The following is a 19,108-nucleotide window of genomic DNA, read 5'->3' as shown; positions in this document are numbered from 1 at the left end:
CTCGATCTCGTAGTCGGTGATGGACAAGTCGCGCTCGTCCTTCAGCTCCCGGCGCGCCCGCTCGAAGTCCTTGCGACGCTCGGGGACGATGTAGCGGGCGGCGATCCGGTAGTCCTTCCAGCGAACACGTTGATGGAAGCTTTCCACCACGGGCCGAAGGCTCTGCGTGTCCGAGGTTTTCTTCGTGTGGGCGCAGGCCCCACCGAGAGTGAGGACGAGAAGCACAGCAAGCAGGCGAATCACCCGGAGGACGCTAGCACCCATTCCAGAGGGGGCGAAACGGAACGCGGCCCGGTGCTATGGTCGCGGGCCGCATGGCCAAATCGTTGGTGGAGCGCTACGAGCAGCTCCTCGCCCAGGATCCTGCATCGTCGGTATTCGTCGAACTGGCCAAGGCCCTCGTCGCCAAGGGGGAGGCCGCTCGGGCCATTACCGTCTGCGAGCAGGGCATCTCCCATCATCCCAACTCGGTGACGGGTCGGGTGCTGTGGGGCAAGGCGCTCATCCTGTTGGGCCGTCCCGCCGAGGCGATGGCCCAGTTCGATCAGGCCGTCTCCATCGATAAAGAGAACCCGCACGCCTACAACCTCATCGCCGAGGTGTTGTTGCAGCGCGGGTTGTTCCGCTCGGCGCTGCCCATCCTGCGCAAGGCCCTGGCCCTGCAGCCCAACGACGCCCGCGTGCGCGGGTGGATGGAGCAGGCCCAGGCGGCGCTCTCGGGCGGGCCCGCTCCGGAGTTCAACGACCTGAACACCCTGGAGCCCAAGACCGCGGAGGAGCCCGCCGCGAAGGTGGAGGCCTCGGGTCCGGAGGCTTCTCCCGAGGCGTCCGAGGCTCCCGCCGAGCCGGCTCCAGAGGCCGCGTCCGCCCAGGCGGCGGAGGCTCCGGCCGCTTCGGCTCCTCTTCTGGCCCCGGAGGGCCCCACCGTCCCGGTGCTGGAGGTCGCGGAGGTGGCGGCCCCGGAAGAGGCCCCGGTCGTACTGGCGCCCGAGGCCGGTGAGCTCGAAGGGGGCGCGCCGCTCGAGGCCGCTCCGGTCGACGCCACTCCGGTCGACGCCGCTCCGAGCGAGGCTCCCGAGGAGGCGCTGCCCGTCGAGGAGGCGCCGCTGGCCGTGTCGGCGGAGGCTTCCTCCAGCGAGGAGGGCCCGGAGGCGGCGGAGGCCGTGGAGGAAGGCGAGCCCGAGCCGTCGAGCGAGGGTGGACTGCTCGCGGATCTGCCGTCGCTCGAGGAGCCCAGGCCCGCCCCCGTGTTGCTCGCGCCCGAGCGGCGTGGGCCCGTGCTCTCGCCTCCGCCGTCGGGGCTTGGCTCCCGGCGTGGGCTGCTCGATGAGCTTCCCGAGGCGACCGCGGACGTCGAGGAGGTTCCCGCGCGGGCGGTCTCCCCGGTGGGCCGCAAGGCTCCCGTCCAGGACGTGGGGACCCTCACCGCGGCCTACGAGCGCGAGCTGCGCGAGAAGCTCCTCCCCAAGGATGGAGGCTCCTTCTTCTCCGGTCGCACGCTGAAGGTGATGGCGGCGATGGGCGCCCTGGTGGTGCTGCTCGGCGTGCTCCTCATCGTTCGGGCGAAGCAGGGGGGCCAGGCGCTCGTCGCGGCGCTGGACCGGGTCTCCCGGCTCATCGAGCAGGACACGGAGCCTGCCCGGCAGGAGGCGCTCTCGCTGCTCGGCCACGTGGTGGACCTGGAGGAGGACAACACCCGGGCCTGGGCCCTCTCGGCCCACGCGCATGCCGTGCGCTACGCCGACAGCGCTTCCGCCGAGGAGCGTGCGCAGGCGCTCGCCGCGCTCAACCGTCCGAACGTGCGCGCGGAGAACCTGGGGCTCTCCCTGGTGGTGGACGTGCTGGTGGCCGACGCGCAGGGCCGCGACTCCGCCCGCCGCACCCTCCTGGGCGCCAAGGTGGAGACCTCGGAGGCCCAGGGGCTGGCCGGCACCGTCCTGCTCGAGTCGGGCAAGACGAAGGAGGCCCTGGAGCGCCTCCAGCGGGCCCTCAAGCTGTCGCCGCGCAACGTGCGCGCCCTGCTGTCGCTCGGGGGTTACTACCTCCACGCGGGTGACCCGGTGAACGCCCTGAAGGTGTACACGAGCGCCGCGAAGCTGGCCCCGGAGCACCCGGTGGCGCGCCTCGGCCTCGCGGAGACCCGGCTGGTGCTCGGCCAGGAGCTGGAGTCCGCTCTCTCGGAGGTGCAGGGGCTGGCCTCGGACCCGGCGCTGCCGGTCGCGCTGCGCCCGCGCCAGCAACTGGTGCAGGGGCGGTTGATGACCGCGCTCGGCAAGGCCCGCGAGGCCCGGACGCTGCTCGCCGAGGGCATGAAGGGGCCGCTGGCCTACGAGACCTTCCTCGCGCTCGGTGAGGCGAACCGCGCGGCCGGGGACATGTCCGCCGCCCAGCGGGCCTTCGAGGAGGCCCTCGAACTCCAGCCCGACAGCGAAGAAGCGCGGGCGGGCGTGGGCCGGGCGCTGCTGGACCGTGACCGCGAGCGCGAGGTGCTCTCCAAGGTGGAGGGCGAGGGCCGTCAGGTGGCGCTGGTGCGCGCCGCGGCGTACGCGAAGCTGGGAGACTGGAAGCGCGTCCGCACGGAGGTGGCCCGCACGCGCGTGGAGGACCTCTATCCCGCCGAGGCCATCATCTACCTGGCCCAGGCCGATGCCGCCGAGGGCGAGCGGGACCGGGCGCGCGAGGCCCTGGAGAAGACGCTCGCGGCGACGAAGACGGCCAAGGCCGAGGTGCGCACGGCGCTGGCGCTCATGCACTGGCAGGACAAGGCCGCGGACAAGGCGAGCACCCTGCTGGAGGCGGCCGTGGCGGAGGACGCGCGGCACTACGAGGCCTCGTGCGCGCTGGGCCGGCTCCTCGGCTCGCGGGGCCAGCCGGACCTGGCGATGAAGCCGCTGACGCAGGCGGTGGCGCTCAATGGCTCCCACGGCGAGGCGCGCGAGGCGCTCGGCCGGGCGCTGCTGGCGCTGGGCCGCACCGAGGAGGCCCGCAGGCAGTTCGAGGAGTGGCAGCTCGACAACCCGAGCGCCGCGGCGGCCCACAAGGGTTTCGCGATGGCGCTGTTCCAGTTGGGCCGGATGAAGGAGGCGGAGGCGGCCGCCGGGCGCGCGGTGAAGCTGGCCGCGAGCGACCCCGAGGCCCACCGCGCTCGTGCCGCCGTCCTCTTCGCCCTGGGGGACACCCGGGGCGGCTTCGGCGAGCTGGAGAACGCCAACAGGTTGGACCCGAAGTCGCCGGAGACCTTCTGTGAGATCGCCTTCGCCTTCCTGCGGCAGGGCCTCGCGGCCAACGCGGCCAAGGCCTTCGAGGCGGCGCGGCGCGAGGGTCCGGACGTCGCGTGCGGCCAGTCGGGTGAGCACTGGGTGGGCGGCTCGGGCGGACGCGCGGTGGCCAAGGTGCTGCAGGGCCTCGCGGACAAGGCGCCCACCACGTGGGACAAGGGCTTCGCCCAGGCGGCCCGGGCCCGGGTGCTGCTCGCGGCGGGTGCGACGAAGGAAGCGCGCGAGGCCGCGGACGAGGCGGTGCGGCTGGCGCCCTCCTCGGGGCGGAGCCACCTCGTGCTGGGTCAGGTGGCGCTGAAGCAGCGGGACGAGGCGGCCGCGATGAAGGCGCTCTCCCGCGCGGTGGAGCTGGAGCCCGTGGACGGATCGGTCTGGCTGGTCCAGGCGGACGCGCTCGTGCGCAACCCCGCGGAGACCGCTCGGGCGGTGCAGGCCTACGAGTCCTTCCTCAAGCTGGCGGGCGCCTCTCCCGAGGCGAGCCGGGTGAAGAAGGCATTGCCGGCCCTGCAGCGCCGGGCAGGGGGAAAATAAGCGTGGAAGCCCAGACTCCTCCGCCATTGCCGCTGATGCGCATCATGAGCGGCAACGCCTTCCTGCTCTCCATCCTCTACCTGTTGGTGGGCACCGTGGTGGAGGGGGCGCGGCGGCTGTGGCCGTCCATCTTCCTCCAGCGGCTGTCCCTGTCGCTGGACTCGCTGCCGGCCCGGGCGCTGGAGCTGGTGGGAGGCATGCAGCCGCTGCGCGATGCCTACTTCGCCGGCAACATCTCCGAGTCCACGGTGCGGCTCGTCTTCGGCGCCACCACCATCGTCATCATCTTCCTGCTCGCGGTGCTGGTGGGCGTGTTCATGGGCACGCTGCGCGGCCTGGTGATGCGCCGCTCCCCGCGAGGGTAGCCCGGCGTCGCCTCAGTGCCGGGTGCCGCGGGACTTGCGCACCCGGGGCGGTACGGGGGCCACCGGAATGGGCTCGTGGCCGGCGGCGCGCGCCATGAGGCAGATCTCCACCACCTTGGGTCCGAAGCGCTCCCAGCGGCTCTCGCCCGTGCCCTTCACCGCGAGGAAGCCCGCCCGGTCGATGGGCAGTGCCGCGGCCAGTCCCCGCAGCGTCTCGTCGTTGAAGATGATGAAGGGGGGAACTTCGAGATCCTTCGCGAGCTCCTTGCGCCAGCGGCGCAGCTCGGTGGCGGCCAGCTCGCTGTAGCCGTCGGGCCGTCCCGGGGCGAGCGTCGGCGTGGCGCGGGGCGCGGTGGCCGGGCGGGAGACGCCCTCCAGCCGCTTCAACCGGCTGCCGGCGCACGTGTCGCAGTTGCCGCAGTTCGCGTCCGCGTCCGTGTCCTTCTGGCCGAAGTAATGGAGGATGAAGGCCCGCCGGCAGCGCTTGGTGTAGGCGTAGTCCGTCATCCGTTTGAGCATCAGCATGGAGCGCCGCTCCATCTCGCGCAGCTTGCTCAGGTCCACGCCCAGCTCGCGGAAGGGCACCTGCTCCAGCGCGCGGATGGCTCGGCCCGAGAAGGGCCGGCGCACCTGCACCGCCCCCGCGCGCTCCAGCAGCTTCAGCGCGTGCTGGATGTCATCGCCGGACAGCCCGGTGCGCCGCGCGAGGATGGGCAGCTCCGTGGTGGCCGAGCGCCCCACCGGGAACGTCTCCAGCAGCGAGGCCAGCAGGCGCCGCGCGTCCGGGGCATGCGGCTGCGTCGTGGGGGCCTTCTCCGTCAGGGTGATGCCGTACTCGCCCTCGCCGCGGCCACCGCGTTCAATCTTCCCCTCGCGCTCCAGGATGCGCAGCACGGAGGAGATCTCGAACTCGCTCGCGCCCGACTGGGCGGCCAGCACATGCATGCCCTTGTCGTACTCGGGCACGCTTCTCAGCACGTTCCACACGTCCGAGAGCACCGCCTCCGAGGGGTGGTTGCTCTCGATGAGCCGCTCCTGCGTGTAGACGTCCGCGTGGTTGAAGAGGAGCGCGGCGAAGGCCGGTCCCCGGTCGCGTCCCGCGCGGCCGATCTCCTGGTAGTACGCCTCCACCGCCTTGGGGATGTTGGCGTGGGCCACGAAGCGGATGTCCGGCTTGTCGATGCCCATGCCGAAGGCGTTGGTGGCCACCGCCACCGCCTCCTTGGCGGACATGAACTCGTCCTGGGCCCGGCGCCGCGCGTCGTCGTCCATGCCCGCGTGGTAGAGGATGGCGTTCACCCCCCGCTCGAGCAGCGCGGAGTGCATGTTCTCCGTCGACTTGCGGGTGGAGCCGTAGATGATGCCGCTGCCCCCCAGCGCCGCGAGCCCCGCGCAGGCCCGGCGCTTGTCCTCGTCCCCGCCGACCTCGAGCACCTCCAGGAAGAGGTTGGGCCGATCGAAGCCCTCGGCGAACACCTGAGGGTCCTTCATCAGCAGGGAGCGGACGATGTCGTCGCGCACCTCGGGGGTGGCGGTGGCGGTGAGGGCCACGGTGCGCGGCGGGCGCAGGCGCTTGCGCACCTGGCCGAGCTGCGCGTAGTCCGGCCGGAAGTCATGGCCCCACTGGGAGATGCAGTGGGCCTCGTCGATGGCGAGCAGGTCCACCCCCACCTGCGCCAGCGCGTCCAGGAAGCTCGGGCTGCGGAAGCGCTCGGGCGCCACGTAGACGAGCTTGAACTCCCCGACGCGCATGCGGCGGATGCGTTCCGCGCGATCCACGTCCGACAGGGACGAGTTGATGAAGGTGGCGGAGATGCCCCGGGCGGTGAGCTGCTCCACCTGGTCCTTCATCAACGCGATGAGGGGGGAGATGACGAGCGTCACCCCGGGCAGCAGCATGGCGGGGAGCTGGTAGCACAGGCTCTTGCCGGCGCCCGTGGGCATGACCACCACGGTGTTGCGCCCGCTCAACACGGAGCTGATGACCTGGGCCTGCCCCGGCCTGAACTCGGTCAGCCCGAAATGACGGACCAATCCCTCCTGGGCTTGCTCGAAGTAGGGCAGGGCCACCGTCATCCGACGCATATTCAACGTTCCTTGTGGGGCGTCAACGACTCAGCGCCTCCTGAGTCCAGGTCCAGCCCGTCAGGTACTGGAACGGCCAGGCGCGCCCGCCACTCCGCCGCCTCTCGGGCCAGCCGGGTCCCCAGCTCGGCATCCAGGCGGCCATCCCTCACCACGTCTCCCTCCTTCACGTTCGAGGGCAGCGTGGCGCGCGGCACCGTGTGCGCCCGGCCGCCGCCCAAGGGCACCACCTGCGCCACCTCGTCCTCCAGCACCTCCACCTGCACCGCGCCCCCACCGCACGCCACCGCTCCGATTGCACCCAGCATCACCCACGCTCCTCTCCCACCATGCTCCATGGCCCTCTCGTCTCTCCGCCCAGCAGCGGCAGCTCGCCCCGCTCCATCAGCGAGGTGTACGTCCCGTCTCCCACCACCACGTGGTCCAGCACCTTGATGCCCAGCACCCGGCCCGCCTCGATGAGCTGCGCGGTGAGGCCCAGGTCCTGTCCCGAGGGCTCCGGGTCTCCCGAGGGGTGGTTATGAGCGAGCACGATGGCCGAGGCGCGCGAGGTGATGGCCGCGGCGAACACCTCGCGTGGGTCCACCGGGCACGCGTTGATGGTGCCCTCGGCCACGCGGGCGTCGTGCAGCAGCACGTTGCGCGCGTTGAAGCACAGCACGTGGAACACCTCGCGCCGCAGCGCGCTCAGGGTGGGCGCGAGATACGTATAGATTTCCTTCGGGGTGCGCAGGCGCGGCCGCCGCTCGGTGACGCGCTGGGCCCGGCGTCCCAGCTCCAGCGCCGCCATCACCTGCGCCGTGCGCACCGCCCCCATTCCCGGACGCGCGCGCAGCTCCCTCGGGTCCTGCTGCACCAGTGCCTTGAGCCCACCCCTCGTGGCGAGCAGCGCTTCCGCCAGCACCTGCGTGCGCGCGCTCGAGCCCAGCAGCACGGAGAGAAGCTCCGGGTCGGTGAGGGCCGACGCCCCCAACCTGTAGAGGCGCTCCCGAGGACTCTCCGCCTCCGAAAGCACCTCCTTCACCTCCCTCACCGACCCATTGCCCGCCGACTCCTCCCACTCCACCGTCCCCATCGCCCCACGCCGTTCCATCCCGCCCTCCGTCCGCGCCCAGCGGCATGAGCAATGCGCGTGCCGAGCGTGCTTCCCTCGGGAGCGCCGTGCCCCACCGTCTCATTGCGCACGGAGCGGCTCACTGCCGGGACGGGGGCACTCGCCTACGATGGGGGGTGACCATGGCCATCCATCCCGTGCGCTTCGTCTTGCTGATGCTGTTGGTGGGCCTTTCCGCCTGCGGCACCACGCAGGGCGAGAGGCGCGGTTCCTCGCTCTACTTGGGCTGCGCCTCTGGTGCCGACTGCACGCAGGCGCGGCCAGTTCGTGGGACGTTCGGCGGAACCGTCCCTGGAACTCCTTCTGGGCCGGTCGGAAGGGTCCGGGCGCCCCGGGGAGAGCTCGGCCCCATCGAGTCCGAGTTCTTGGACGTGGACTATTTCCACGGACTGTTGGTGCGCACAGGAGTGCCGACGGAGCAACTCCCACGGAACAGACGCAGCTTGTCTCCAGCCGAGGCCATGCGACTGCTCTCCGCGCTGCTCTCGGCCGAAGTAGGGCTGCGGGACTTCGGGCCCTCGTGATGCACCCCATTGAAAGCCTGGAAGGGCTGGCGCAGCTACCAGGAGCCGTGCGGGCGCTGATCCAGAGCTCTCCCGAGTATTGGGAGCACTTTCGTGCGATGCCTCACGGGGCGCAGGTTCGCGCCGTGTCGCGCCTGCTCACCAACGTCCTCATCACCGTGGGCACCGCGGGGGTGGGCAGTGCGCGGATCGCTTCCGCGGGCAGTCGACTGGGGCGTCTCGGGATGCCGCTCCTCTCCCTGTCCACCGAAGGAACGATGTCTCTGCGCCTCGTGGCGGTGCCGGTGGGCCAGCTCGTCACGGCGGTCGGTCCGGCGGTGGGCTCCTTCTACATCCTCCACATGGCCAACATGGGGAGTGGTGGCGGCCATGTGCCCAGACCTCCGCCGCCCGGAGGACCTGGAAAGTGGGTGAAGGCCACCGAGTCCATGAAGCGGCCCGCGCACGAGTATCAGGCGCAAATCACGGGGGCTCCGGAGGGCTACGTCTACAAGGTTGGAGACGTGAAGTTCGATGGGTACAAGAACGGCGTATTGCTGGAGGCCAAGGGTCCTGGATACCTCGACTTTTTCAAGAAGGGTGGCGAGCCCGGAGGATGGTTCAAGGGAGCTGAGAAGATGGTGGAGCAAGCAATGAGGCAAGTCGAAGCAGCCAATGGCACTCCCATCCAGTGGTATTTCGCGGAACGAGAGGTCGCGGACGCCATGCGGATACGGTTTATGGATGAAGGACTGGGCATGATCGATGTCATCCACAGGCCTGCACTGCCGTGAGGAAGAATTCCGAATGAGCGAGACCTACTATGCGGGCAGCTACTGGCTTGGCCGGAAGGAATCGGCCGAGATATGCGCCTCTCGCGCGGAATCTTTCTTTCGCCTCCTGAACCGTTGCGATCCAACCTTTACCCAGTGGTTCGAAAAAGCGTACTCGCGTGAGGACGCATTGAAGCTTCGCTTCGAGCCTGACGCCACGACGTTTCTGGAGATGTTCGGCAGGGACGACGCTCAGGGGGTTAAAGGCGGTTTCTCCATCAGTGCCTGGAATGGAGAGCGCAGTGACGACAGCACGCTCCGATTCTCCTGTGGCTCTTCGTCCCTGATTGTTCCCGGCACGTGCGTGCTGAGGCCGCCCTCAGAAGGCCCTGTCGCGGAGCGAGTGTCGTCTGCCCCTGTTTTCACCCAGATACTTCGCGCGATGGCTCTGTCTTGGGATCCGGAGTGGGGCGTTGTGACCTCCCACGTTCATCGAGACCAGGTGCTGAAGGCCACCAAGGTAGGCACGTTCCCTGGCTGGGTGATGTACTTTTCCCATCGCCGGGGTCCGGTGCCGCCGCTGCCTGCCCCCGTGCACGTCGAGCCCGTGGAGGACAAGGGCACGCTCGTCGTCCTCACTCCCGAACGTTTCACCGCAAGCAATCCCGCTCATGTGGAGCTGGCCCACCATGTCGCGGAGGTATTGGACCGGGCGGGTTTGTTGAAGCCTCTCCAGCCCTGGGTTTCGGCTCCAGGCCAGTGATAGGATTTCCATGACTCCCACCCCAGAATCCGTAGGTAGTGCAGGATGTCCCCATGGCCTCTTCCGTCGCTCCGTTGCTCGATGTCAGTCGCATCGCGAAGTTGCGAGCCCTGGAGGACGAAGGCGAGCCGGGCCTCGTCGTCGAGCTGGGGCGCGACTTCCTGACCCGTGCCTCCTCGCGACTCGCGCGGCTGCGGGAGCTGCTGGCCACGGGCGATGCGGAGGAGTTCGAGCTCCAGGCCCACAGCCTGACCGGCATCACCGGGATGTTCGGCTTCATGCGGCTGCATGAGCTCTGCATGGCCTTGGAGAAGCTCACCAAGGAGCGCGGGTTGGAGGCCGTGGGCGAGCTGCTGGCGGAGGCGGAGCGAGCATTCGCGGAAGCGAGGCCGCTCATGTTGGCCGAGCTGGGCCTCCAGGAGTGAAGCCTCCTGGCGCGTCGCTCGGGCTCAGGTCTCGATGCGGTTGCGGCCGTTGCTCTTGGCCCGGTAGAGCCGCTCGTCCGCCACGCGCACCAGCGTCTCCACGGTGGTGCCGTCCTGGGGGGCCACCGCGATCCCCGCGCTGAAGGTGACGCGGAAGCGCTCGCCCTTGTCCCCCTCGAAGTCGAGCCGCTCCACCTCCGCCGCCGTGCGCGCCAGGATGTCCCGCGCGTTCTGCGCCGTCTGTCCCGGCAGCGCCACCATGAACTCCTCGCCGCCCCAGCGACACCGCAGGTCCTCCTTGCGGAAGCGCGAGGTCATCAAGCGCCCCAGCCGGACCAGGACGCTGTCCCCCGCGAGGTGCCCGTGCGTGTCGTTCACCTGCTTGAAGTGGTCCACGTCCAGCATGCCCAGCGCCAGCGGTCTGCCCGTCCGCTGCGCCTCGGCGAGCCGCGCCCGCACTCCCTCCAGGAAGGGCCGGCGCAGCAGCAGGCCCGTGAGGGCGTCGCGCTCGGCCCGCTCGCGCGCCAGCCGCGTCCGCTCCAACCGGGACTGCACGCGAGCCCGCAGCTCCGCGGGCAGCACCGGCTTGGCGAGGTAGTCGTCCGCGCCCGCCTCGAAGGCCTCCACCCGGAACTCCACTCCCGAGTGCGCGGTGATGAAGAGCACGGGCAGCTCCCGCCACTCGGGCATGGAGCGCACGATGCGGCACAGGTCGAACCCGCTGGGGCCCGGCATCTCCACGTCCAACAGCAGCAGGTCCGGGCGGTGCTCGGCCAGTGCTTCCAACAGGCCGTGGGGTTCGCTCAGTCCCACCACCTCCACCTGCTGGCTCGTCAGGGCGGCGCTGAGGGTGCGCACCGCGTCCGGGTCGTCGTCCACCACCAGCACGCGTGAGCGCTCCGGGCGCCGGGCCGCCACCATTCCCTCCACCGCCTCGGTCAGCTCCTGCGCGGAGAAGGGCCGGGGCAGGTAGAGTGATGCGCCCGCGAGGATCGCCGCCAGCCGGTAGTGGACGTCGCCTCCCTCGCCGAAGAAGGCCAGGGGCAGCGTCTGCATGCCTTCCTCACCCCGCAGCCGGCCCGCGGCGTCGAAGCCGCCCTCCTGGCCACCCAGGTCCACGTGCAGCAGGGCCCCATCCAGCGACTGCCGCCGCGCCGCCGCCACCACCTCGTCCGCGGCTCGGGCCGTCACCACCCGCACCATCCGCTCCTGGCCCATCCGCTCCACCTCGGCGAGCCATGCCGCGTCCGCGTCCGCCACCAGCACCGTGCCGAGCGTCCCCGCTCCCTCCGCCGCCGTGGGTCCCGTGCTCCGGGCGGGGCTGGGAGCGGGGGCGGCCGGTTGCAGTCGCGTGGTCACCGCGGCCACCTCGTGCGCCAGTGCGCGCAGCGCGGTCTCCACGGCGCTCCAGTCCGCCGTCCCGACGCCGTCCCGAGCCGGCCGCAGCAGCGCCTCCAGGCTCCTCGCCGCCAGGCTCACCGGGCGGAAACCGTAGGAGCCCGCCGTCCCGTGCAGCGTGTGGGCGAGCTTGAAGGCCTCGGCCAGCCCCTCGGGGGAGCCGGCCCGTGCCCGCTCCACCGCCGCCGTCAGCTCCCGTACCTTGTCTCCCAGGCGCCCGGCGTACTTGAGGCTCAGCTCATCGAGCTCGGCGGCCACGTCGTCGCCGGAGGTTCCCCGCGTCATGTGCTCTCCGGCTGGGAGGCCTTCTCCCCGTCACGGCGGGCCAGCAGCCCGTTGAGCAGCTCCTTCACGGACGCCATCAGCTCCTCCTCGGAAGTGCGCGCCTTCGTCAGGTGCCGGGTGATGCCGAGCGTGAGCTGGTGCTGGTCCTTCGAGGTCAGGTCCCGCCCGGTGAAGACGATGAGGGGCGTGCCGCGACCCTTGCCCTGGCGGAGGATGTCCACCACCTCGAAGCCGTCCAGCCGGGGCAGGCCCACGTCCAGGAGGATGAGGTCCGGCGGCGTCTCGCGCGCCAGCGCCACCGCGCTCTCCCCGTCCTCGGCCTCGTAGCAGGCCGCGCCCAATCGCTCGATCTGCGCGCGCAACACCTGGCGCGTGGCCACGTCGTCGTCCACGAGGAGCACCCGCGCTCGGCCGGGCCGGCGGATGGCGTGGCGCAGCGTCTGGAGGAAGCGCGCCTCATCGAAGGGCTTCACCATCCAGTCCACCAGCAGCGGGGGAATCGCCTCCTCCTGCGGCGAGCCGCCCGACAGCACCATCACCGGCATCTCGCGGGTACGGGGGTCCTCGCGCAACCGCCGCACCAGGTCCAGCCCATCCCCCTCCAGCAACCGGGTGTCCAGCACCAGCATGTCCGGCGCGCCCACCTCGATGAGCCGCGTCGCCTCGGCCAGCGAGGGGGAGCGCAGCACGCGGTAGCCCTCGTGGGTGAGCAGTCCGCGCAGCAGGCCGGACAGCTCCGAGTCCGTCGTCACCACCAGGACGTTGTAGCGGGACTGGTCCATGAGGGGCACGGTGCTCGAGTCCTGGCGCACCGCCGGCAGCGAGAAGGTGAAGGTGGCGCCCTGGCCCGGCTCGCTCTGCACCTCGATGTGGCCGCCGTGCTGCTCGATGATGGCCTGGGAGATGGCCAGCCCCAGTCCCGTGCCGCCCTTGGAGCGCGTGTCCGAGCTGTCCAACTGCTGGAACTTGCCGAAGAGCCTGTCCCGCTTCTCCTTGGGGATGCCCGGCCCCTGGTCCACCACGGAGAAGCGCACCGCGCCGCGCGCGTCCCGAGCGGCTCGCACCACCACGCCGCTGTCCGCCGGGGAGAACTTGATGGCGTTGGAGATGAGGTTGGTGAGCACCTGGATGAGCCGGTCCCGATCCGCCCGGACCGAGCCCGCGTCACCCGCCTCGGCGCGCAGGCGCACCCGCGCCGTATCCGCCATGGCCTGCACGCCGCTGAAGGTGGCCTCGAGGGCCTCGGTGACGTCCACCGGCTGCAGCTTCAGCTCCAGCTTGCCCGCCTCCATCTTCTCCAGGTCGAGGATGTCGTTGATGAGGCGGATGAGCCGCTCGGTGTTGGTGCGGGCGATGCGCACCATGTCCTGGGCCTGTTCGGGCAGCTCCCCGAGGATGCCGCCTTCCAGCAGGCCCAGGGAGCCGCGGATGGAGGTGAGGGGGGTGCGCAGCTCGTGGCTGACGGTGGAGACGAACTCGTTCTTCAGCCGCTCCACCTCCTTGCGCTCGGTGAGGTCGCGCACATAGGCGGTGAAGCGACGGGCCCCGTCGGCGCGCACCGGCAGGAGGGTGAGCTCGGAGGGGAAGGAGCCGCCGTCGGCGCGCAGGGCGGGTACCTCCAGGCGGGTGACGTGCCCGGACGAGGCGTTGGCGTGGAGCGCCCGCGTCACCGTCTCGCGCTGCTCGGCCGTCACGGACGCGGCCAGCCCCACGGAGCGGAAGTCGCGCCCCAGCGCCTGCGCCCGCGGCAGCCGGAAGATGCGCTCCGCGGCGGGGTTGAACTCCAGGATGCAGCCCGACTCGTCCAGGGAGATGATGCCGTCCGGGGCACTCTCCAGGATGGCCGCCTTGCGGGCCTCGCTGTCGCGCAGCTCCGTGTTGGCGGCGGACAGCGCCCGCGTGCGCTCCTCCACGCGCTGCTCCAGCTCCAGGTTGAGCGCGTTGAGCGCGGCGCCCGTGCGCGTGAGGCGCGCCAGCACCACCACCACGAAGGCGACGAGCAGCAGCGACACGGCGAAGAGGACGACGCGGAAGCGCTCGGCGCGTACCAGGGCCGCCTCGTAGAGCTGGAGGTAGGTGGTGATGAGCCGCTCGGCCTCGGCGCTGGCGGGGCGGTCCAGCAGCTCCCGGAGCACGCTGTCCTCGTGGAGGCGGGGCAGGAGCGACTCGTTGTCGGCCAGGGCCCGGACATAGTCGTCCAGCACGGCCCCCAGCGTGCGCTGCCCCTCTTCCGGCAGGAAGCTCGGGAAGGCGCGCAGCTCCCCCGCCCGTGCTCGCAACGCGGCGAACTCCTCCGAGACCTCACCATGGAGCCGCGGCAGCCCCAGGCGGGCCCGGAGGATGTCCTGCTCCAGCTCGGCGTTGAGCACCCGGAGCTGGCGCATCCGGGTGCGGTAGTCGTCGTGCTCGGTCACGTCCATCGGACGGCCGAACGCGAAGAGCACGCACAGGAGCGCGAGCGCCCCCACCGCGAGCACCCCGGAGCGCTTCGAGAGACGGATCTTCCCGGCCGGTGTCGTCATCGCGAGTCGGTGCCTCAGGTGGGCGGCAGCAGCCGCTTGATCTCCGCGGGCAGGGTCATCGGATCGAACGGCTTGCCGATGACGCCCACCGCGCCCAGCTCCAGGTAGCGCGTCACCTCCTGCTTCTGGATCTTCGCCGTCATGAAGATGACGGGCGTCTTCGCGGTGGCCTCCTGGGCGCGCAGCTGGCCGAAGGTGGTGGGCCCGTCCATGCCCGGCATCATCACGTCCAGGAGGATGAGGTCCGGCCGCTCGGCGGCGGCCTTGGTGAGGGCCTCGGCGCCCGAGGCGGCCAGCACCGTCTGCCAACCGCCCACGCGGCTGAGGCTCACCATGCCGATGGTCCGGATGTCGTCCTCGTCATCCACGAGCAGCACCTTGCGAATCGTCATGACGTCTCCTTGTCCTGCGGGGGGGATGGGTGCCACTCGGGCAGCTCCATCCGGAAGGTGGTGCCGGCATTCTCGGCGGTGACGAAGTCCAGGCAGCCCCCCATGCGCTCCACCAGCCCTCGCGCGATGGAGAGTCCCAGTCCCGTGCCGCCCTTGCGCCGGGTGTCGGAGCCGTCCGCCTGGGCGAACTTCTGGAACATGCGCGAGTGGAAGGCCTCGGGGATGCCCGGCCCGCGGTCCGCCACGCTCACGCGCAGCCGGGGGCCCACCCGCTCCAGCCGCAGCGTCACGCGCTCGCCCCGCGGGGAGTACTTGAGGGCGTTGGACAGCAGGTTGGCCAGCACCTGGAGGAAGCGGTCCGCGTCCACCAGCGCCCTCGCGCCCGGCGCCTCCACCACCCGCTCGATGGTGACGCCATACTGTTGCGCGTAGCCGTGGTGGGCCTCGGCGGACTGGGCGAGCAGCGCTCCGAGCTCCAGCGGCTCCAGGTGGAAGTCCAGCTTGCCGGACTCCATCTTCTCCAGGTCGAGGATGTCGTTGATGAGCCGGATGAGGCGCTCGCTGTTCTTGTGCGCGATGCCGATCATCTCCGTCGCCATCTCCGGCAGCGGCCCGGCCACCCCGCCGCCCAGCAGCCCCAGGGCCCCGTGAATGGAGGTGAGGGGCGTGCGCAGCTCATGGCTGACGGTGGAGACGAACTCGCTCTTCATCTGCTCCACGTGGCGGCGCTCGGCCTCCAGGCGCTTCTGCTCGGTGACGTCGCGCGCCACGCCGTAGAGGATGCCCTCCTCGGCGTTGACGGCGGCGTTCCACTGGAGCCAATGCCAGGAGCCGTCCTGGCCACGGCAGCGGTGCTCGAAGCGGGGGAGGGGCTCGCCCCGGGCGCCCCGCGCCAGCCACGCGGCGGTGGCGGCCCGATCCTCCTCGTGGACCAGCTCCAGCAGGGGCGTGGCGCGCAGCGTCTGGGTGGAGTAGCCGAGCGTTCGCGACCAGGCCCGGCCGAGCTGCCGGAAGGTCCCCTCCACTCCGGCGATGCAGAGCATGTCCACGGACAGCTCGAAGAAGCGCTCCTGCTGCGTCAGCGCGGTGCGCGCCTCCCGGAGGGTGAGGGCGTTGAGCTCCAGCTCCACCCAGGAGGCCAGGTCCTCGAGGATCTGCCGCTCCTCCTCGCTGAAGTCGCGCGCGCGCTGGTCGATCACACAGAGCGTCCCCACGCGGCTGCCATCCGGGGTGTGGAGCGGGTGGCCCGCGTAGAAGCGCACGTGGGGCTTGCCGGTGACGAGCGGGTTGTCGGCGAAGCGCAGGTCCTCGAAGGCGTCGGGCACCACGAAGGTGTCCGAGGAGAGGATGGCATGGCCACAGAAGGAGACGCTGCGCTCCGTGGACTCGGAGTCCAGGCCGACCCGCGCCTTGAACCACTGCCGGGAGCCGTCCACCAGGGTGACGAGGGCCATGGGGACGCCGAGGATCCGCGAGGCCATCCGGACGATGCGGTCGAAGCGCTCCTCGGCGGGGGTGTCCAGCAGGCCCAGGCGCTGGAGGGCCTGGAGTCGCCTCGGTTCGTCAGCCGGCAGGGGCGGTGGAATCATGCGGGGGCTCGCGCGCAACAGGCGGAATGAGAAGTCCTAACGCATCCAGGAGGGGCCTGGCGAGGCTGCCGGGCACCCCCGTGCGCCTCAGAAGCGGGCGAGCGCCAGGAAGGTCTTCATCTTCTCGTTCGTCTCGCGCAGGCGCACGGACAGGGTGCGGACAAAAGTCCACAGCAGCACGTAGGCCAGATCCTTGTCGGTGAACATGAGCTGGTCGAGCTGCTCGCGCTCGATGACCCACAGCGTGCACGAGGTGTGGGCGAAGGCATCCGCCGAGCGGGGAATGTCCTCGATGACCGACATCTCCCCGAAATACTGGCCCTTTTCCAGGATGGCGAGCGCCTCCTCGCCCATCCCGGGCACCTGCTGGGAGATGCGGACCTTGCCCTCCAGGATGATGAACATCTCCCGGCCGGTATCTCCTTCACGGAACAGGCAGGCCCCTGCCTCGTAGCCCCGGGGGCGGGCGATTGACGCCACGCGGTGGAGCTGACTCTGGGTGAGGCCCCCGAAGAGCGCAACCTTCTTGAGGATCGAGGCATCCATGTGACGCCAGTTCGTACCACGACCCGGAGGGCTCTGGTACGGTGGCGCCCCATCTTCGAGAAACAGGAGCGACGACCCGTGGCGGAGAAGATCAACAAGGTGACCATCATTGGCTCGGGGCCCGCGGGCTACACCGCGGCCATCTACGCCGCGCGTGCCAACCTGGAGCCGGTCATGTTCGCCGGGGGCCCCACGCTCGAGGACGCTCAGCGCGTGCCCGGCGGCCAGTTGATGATCACCACCGACGTGGAGAACTACCCCGGCTTCCCCGAGGGGATTACGGGCCCCGAGCTGATGGACCGCTTCCAGAAGCAGGCCGAGCGCTTCGGCACCGTCATCCACATGGAGAACGTGGTGAAGGTGGACCTCTCCAAGCGTCCCTTCTTCATCCAGGGCGAGAGCGTGAGCTGCTACTCGGAGACCATCATCATCGCCACGGGTGCGAGTGCGAAGTGGCTGGGAGTAAAGGGCGAGGACACCTACAAGAACCGGGGTGTGTCCGCCTGCGCCACCTGTGACGGCGCCTTCTACAAGAAGCAGGACGTGCTGGTGGTGGGCGGCGGCGACACCGCCATGGAGGAGGCCAACTACCTGGCGAAGATCGTCAACAGCGTCACCATCGTGCACCGGCGTGACTCCCTGCGTGCCTCGAAGGTGATGCAGGACCGGGCCCGCAACAACCCGAAGATCTCCTTCCTGTGGGACAGCGCCATCGACGAGGTGGTGGGCAACGAGAAGGGCATGACGGGCGCGGTGGTGCGCAACCTGAAGACGAACGACACGAAGCTGGTGGCGGCCACGGGCCTGTTCGTGGCCATTGGCCACACGCCCACCACGCACCTCTTCCAGGGCGTGCTGGAGACGCACCAGGGCGGCTACCTCAAGACGGTGGCGGGCAGCACCCGCACCAACATCCCGGGCGTGTTCGCCTGCGGTGACGTGCAGGACAGCTACTACCGGCAGGCCATCACCGCGGCGGGCACCGGCTGCATGGCGGCCATCGACGCCGAGCGCTGGCTCATCGAAGAGGGCCAGTAGGCCACCAGGGGACGCGGAAACACCCATGAGCAACAAGCGGAAGACGGTGGCGGTACACGCGGGCGCGCAACTGACGGGCAGCAAGTCCCAGCCGGTGGTGCCGCCCATCCACGTGTCGGCGGTGAGCTTCTTCGACAGCAGCGACGAGCTGGACGCGGCGCTGGATGGCAAGGACTACGTCTACTCGCGCATCGCGGCGCCCAACGCCGCGCTGCTGGAGGAGGCGGTGGCGGCCCTGGAGGGCGCGGAGGCCTGTGTGGCCTACGCCAGTGGCATGGCCGCGCTCCGGGCCGTCTTCGAGGTGATGAACCTCAAGGCTGGCGACGTGGTGGTGATGCCGGCGGACGGTTACGGCGTCACCCGCTCGCTCTTCAAGAACCTGGCCGCGCGCAGTGGGGTGCGCGTCGAGGCGGTCATCCTCGCCGACGCCTCGGCGCCCGAGCGCATCGTCGCGCTGCGCCCCAAGCTGGTGCTGGCCGAGAGCGTCACCAACCCGCTGCTGCGCGTGCCGGACATCCGGGCGCTGTCGCGGGCGTGCCGGGAGGTGGGCGCCGCGCTCGCGGTGGATGCCACCTTCCCCTCGCCCTACGGCCAGCGGGCGTGCGAGCTGGGGGCGGACTACGCCGTGCAGTCCACGACGAAGTGGCTCAACGGACACAGCGACGCGCTGGGCGGCACGGTGAGTGGCACCCGCGAGAAGCTGGCACCGCTGCGGGCCGCGCGCCTCTTCGCCGGTGACGTGCTGGGGCCCTTCGAGGCGTGGCTCACCCTGCGCGGGGTGCGCACGCTGCCGGTGCGCATGAAGGCCCACTGCGACCATGCGGCCCACGTGGCGAAGCGGCTCTCCGAGTCGCCGCTCGTCGATCGCGTCCACTACCCGGGCCTGCCGGGCCACCCGGACCACGCGGTGGCGACGCAGGTGCTGGAGGGCGGCTTCGGCGGCATGGTGGCCTTCGACATCAAGGGCGCGGGCCGGCCGGACTGCTTCCGCTTCCTGGAGGCGGTGAAGCTGGCGCGGGCGGCTCCGTCGCTTGGGGACGTGTGCACGTTGGTGATGCACGCGGCCAGCGCGAGCGCCCGTCGCATGACGCCCGAGGAGCGGCAGGCCGCCGGCATCGGCGAGAGCCTCATCCGCGTCTCGGTGGGCCTGGAGGATCCAGATGACATCGCGGACGACCTGCTCGCCGCGGTGGCGGAGGCGATGAAGCGGTGAAGATGGTCGACGTGGGAGGGAAGGAGAAGACGGAGCGCGTGGCGGTGGCCACCGCGCTCCTGCGCATGCATCCCGCGACGCTGGAGCGCATCCTCCAGGGCAAGGTGGAGAAGGGGGATGTGCTGGCCGCCGCGCGGCTCGCGGGCATCATGGCCGTCAAGCGCACCCCGGACATTGTCCCCCTGTGCCACCCGATTGCGATTTCCGGCGTGGAGGTGACGCTCACGCCCGCGGAGGGCGCGCTGGAGGTGCGCGTGCAGGTGCGCACCGTGGAGCGCACCGGCGTGG

At 70.7% G+C, this 19,108-nt stretch carries 16 protein-coding genes; 8 read left to right on the top strand and 8 right to left on the bottom strand.

The window, feature by feature from the left end:
- Positions 1-314 precede the first annotated feature (314 nt).
- Together VF697_RS01800 and VF697_RS01795 are read left to right on the top strand one after the other, a co-directional pair.
- Positions 315-3,809, top strand: coding sequence for a tetratricopeptide repeat protein (locus VF697_RS01800; RefSeq protein WP_331091633.1), 3,495 nt, complete (start codon positions 315-317; stop codon positions 3,807-3,809).
- A 44-nt stretch (positions 3,810-3,853) separates the two neighbouring features.
- Entirely contained in the window at positions 3,854-4,174 is a 321-nt protein-coding gene (locus VF697_RS01795) for a hypothetical protein (protein ID WP_331091635.1), read from the top strand.
- Positions 4,175-4,186: 12 nt separating this feature from the next.
- On the opposite strand, the gene VF697_RS01790 is transcribed toward VF697_RS01795, so the two are convergent.
- From VF697_RS01790 to radC, 3 genes are read right to left on the bottom strand one after another with little or no spacing between them, the layout of a single operon-like run.
- On the bottom strand, positions 4,187-6,259 hold the full coding sequence (locus VF697_RS01790; RefSeq protein ID WP_331091631.1) for an ATP-dependent DNA helicase RecQ: 2,073 nt from the start codon (positions 6,257-6,259) through the stop codon (positions 4,187-4,189).
- Between the two features lie 2 nt (positions 6,260-6,261).
- The gene (locus VF697_RS01785; RefSeq protein WP_331091629.1) at positions 6,262-6,567 is read right to left on the bottom strand and encodes a DUF3006 domain-containing protein; all 306 of its coding nucleotides are present in this window, start codon (positions 6,565-6,567) and stop codon (positions 6,262-6,264) included.
- Positions 6,567-7,352, bottom strand: a complete 786-nt coding sequence (gene radC / locus VF697_RS01780) for a RadC family protein (RefSeq protein ID WP_331091627.1) — start codon at positions 7,350-7,352, stop codon at positions 6,567-6,569. The genes VF697_RS01785 and radC overlap by 1 nt, the downstream gene beginning before the upstream one ends.
- A 643-nt stretch (positions 7,353-7,995) precedes the next feature.
- Between radC and VF697_RS01775 the strand changes: the two genes are divergently transcribed.
- Genes VF697_RS01775 through VF697_RS01765 form a run of 3 tightly spaced genes read left to right on the top strand, consistent with a single transcriptional unit; the run spans position 7,996 to position 9,837 of the window.
- A complete protein-coding gene (locus VF697_RS01775; RefSeq protein ID WP_331091625.1) occupies positions 7,996-8,670 on the top strand; it encodes a Tox-REase-5 domain-containing protein in 675 nt (224 codons plus the stop codon).
- A gap of 13 nt (positions 8,671-8,683) precedes the next feature.
- On the top strand, positions 8,684-9,412 hold the full coding sequence (locus VF697_RS01770) for an immunity 52 family protein (RefSeq protein WP_331091623.1): 729 nt from the start codon (positions 8,684-8,686) through the stop codon (positions 9,410-9,412).
- Positions 9,413-9,465: 53 nt separating this feature from the next.
- Entirely contained in the window at positions 9,466-9,837 is a 372-nt protein-coding gene (locus VF697_RS01765) for an Hpt domain-containing protein (RefSeq protein ID WP_331091621.1), read from the top strand.
- A 24-nt stretch (positions 9,838-9,861) separates the two neighbouring features.
- Here VF697_RS01765 and VF697_RS01760 read toward each other — a convergent pair whose 3' ends face one another.
- The 5 genes from VF697_RS01760 to VF697_RS01740 all read right to left on the bottom strand — a co-directional run bounded on the left by VF697_RS01760 (position 9,862) and on the right by VF697_RS01740 (position 16,569).
- Positions 9,862-11,520: a diguanylate cyclase gene (locus VF697_RS01760; RefSeq protein ID WP_331091619.1), complete on the bottom strand. Its 1,659-nt coding sequence runs from the start codon at positions 11,518-11,520 to the stop codon at positions 9,862-9,864.
- Complete coding sequence (locus tag VF697_RS01755; RefSeq protein ID WP_331091617.1) at positions 11,517-14,042, bottom strand: response regulator; 2,526 nt, start codon at positions 14,040-14,042, stop codon at positions 11,517-11,519. Before VF697_RS01755 ends, VF697_RS01760 begins: the two co-directional genes overlap by 4 nt.
- Positions 14,043-14,056: 14 nt before the next feature.
- The gene (locus VF697_RS01750; protein WP_331091615.1) at positions 14,057-14,434 is read right to left on the bottom strand and encodes a response regulator; all 378 of its coding nucleotides are present in this window, start codon (positions 14,432-14,434) and stop codon (positions 14,057-14,059) included.
- Positions 14,431-16,023, bottom strand: a complete 1,593-nt coding sequence (locus VF697_RS01745; RefSeq protein ID WP_331091613.1) for a GAF domain-containing sensor histidine kinase — start codon at positions 16,021-16,023, stop codon at positions 14,431-14,433. Before VF697_RS01745 ends, VF697_RS01750 begins: the two co-directional genes overlap by 4 nt.
- 87 nt (positions 16,024-16,110) lie before the next feature.
- Positions 16,111-16,569 carry a cyclic nucleotide-binding domain-containing protein gene (locus tag VF697_RS01740; RefSeq protein ID WP_331091611.1) on the bottom strand — a complete coding sequence of 153 codons (459 nt, stop codon included), beginning with the start codon at positions 16,567-16,569 and terminating at the stop codon, positions 16,111-16,113.
- A gap of 78 nt (positions 16,570-16,647) precedes the next feature.
- Between VF697_RS01740 and trxB the strand changes: the two genes are divergently transcribed.
- The 3 genes from trxB to VF697_RS01725 all read left to right on the top strand — a co-directional run.
- Positions 16,648-17,607, top strand: coding sequence for a thioredoxin-disulfide reductase (gene trxB, locus VF697_RS01735; protein ID WP_331091609.1), 960 nt, complete (start codon positions 16,648-16,650; stop codon positions 17,605-17,607).
- A gap of 25 nt (positions 17,608-17,632) precedes the next feature.
- Positions 17,633-18,820: an aminotransferase class I/II-fold pyridoxal phosphate-dependent enzyme gene (locus VF697_RS01730; RefSeq protein WP_331091607.1), complete on the top strand. Its 1,188-nt coding sequence runs from the start codon at positions 17,633-17,635 to the stop codon at positions 18,818-18,820.
- Positions 18,817-19,108 (top strand): cyclic pyranopterin monophosphate synthase MoaC (locus tag VF697_RS01725; RefSeq protein WP_331091605.1); only part of this gene is annotated, 292 nt, incomplete at its 3' end. The genes VF697_RS01730 and VF697_RS01725, both read left to right, overlap by 4 nt.

It is taken from the genome of Archangium sp. (assembly GCF_036388035.1).
Lineage (GTDB): Bacteria > Myxococcota > Myxococcia > Myxococcales > Myxococcaceae > Archangium.
Note: the sequence above shows the minus strand (reverse complement) of the source record. Positions and strands in the feature narration are given on the sequence as shown.

What these genes read in the sequence shown, in the direction of transcription:
- VF697_RS01730 (WP_331091607.1), top strand. Translation starts at nt 17,633, where the DNA reads ATGAGCAACAAGCGGAAGACGGTGGCGGTACACGCGGGCGCGCAACTG.
- VF697_RS01790 (WP_331091631.1), bottom strand. Translation starts at nt 6,259, where the DNA reads ATGCGTCGGATGACGGTGGCCCTGCCCTACTTCGAGCAAGCCCAGGAG.
- VF697_RS01760 (WP_331091619.1), bottom strand. Translation starts at nt 11,520, where the DNA reads ATGACGCGGGGAACCTCCGGCGACGACGTGGCCGCCGAGCTCGATGAG.
- VF697_RS01755 (WP_331091617.1), bottom strand. Translation starts at nt 14,042, where the DNA reads ATGACGACACCGGCCGGGAAGATCCGTCTCTCGAAGCGCTCCGGGGTG.
- radC (WP_331091627.1), bottom strand. Translation starts at nt 7,352, where the DNA reads ATGGAACGGCGTGGGGCGATGGGGACGGTGGAGTGGGAGGAGTCGGCG.
- VF697_RS01800 (WP_331091633.1), top strand. Translation starts at nt 315, where the DNA reads ATGGCCAAATCGTTGGTGGAGCGCTACGAGCAGCTCCTCGCCCAGGAT.
- VF697_RS01770 (WP_331091623.1), top strand. Translation starts at nt 8,684, where the DNA reads ATGAGCGAGACCTACTATGCGGGCAGCTACTGGCTTGGCCGGAAGGAA.
- VF697_RS01740 (WP_331091611.1), bottom strand. Translation starts at nt 16,569, where the DNA reads ATGGATGCCTCGATCCTCAAGAAGGTTGCGCTCTTCGGGGGCCTCACC.
- VF697_RS01745 (WP_331091613.1), bottom strand. Translation starts at nt 16,023, where the DNA reads ATGATTCCACCGCCCCTGCCGGCTGACGAACCGAGGCGACTCCAGGCC.
- VF697_RS01765 (WP_331091621.1), top strand. Translation starts at nt 9,466, where the DNA reads ATGGCCTCTTCCGTCGCTCCGTTGCTCGATGTCAGTCGCATCGCGAAG.
- VF697_RS01795 (WP_331091635.1), top strand. Translation starts at nt 3,854, where the DNA reads ATGAGCGGCAACGCCTTCCTGCTCTCCATCCTCTACCTGTTGGTGGGC.
- VF697_RS01785 (WP_331091629.1), bottom strand. Translation starts at nt 6,567, where the DNA reads ATGCTGGGTGCAATCGGAGCGGTGGCGTGCGGTGGGGGCGCGGTGCAG.
- VF697_RS01775 (WP_331091625.1), top strand. Translation starts at nt 7,996, where the DNA reads ATGCCTCACGGGGCGCAGGTTCGCGCCGTGTCGCGCCTGCTCACCAAC.
- VF697_RS01750 (WP_331091615.1), bottom strand. Translation starts at nt 14,434, where the DNA reads ATGACGATTCGCAAGGTGCTGCTCGTGGATGACGAGGACGACATCCGG.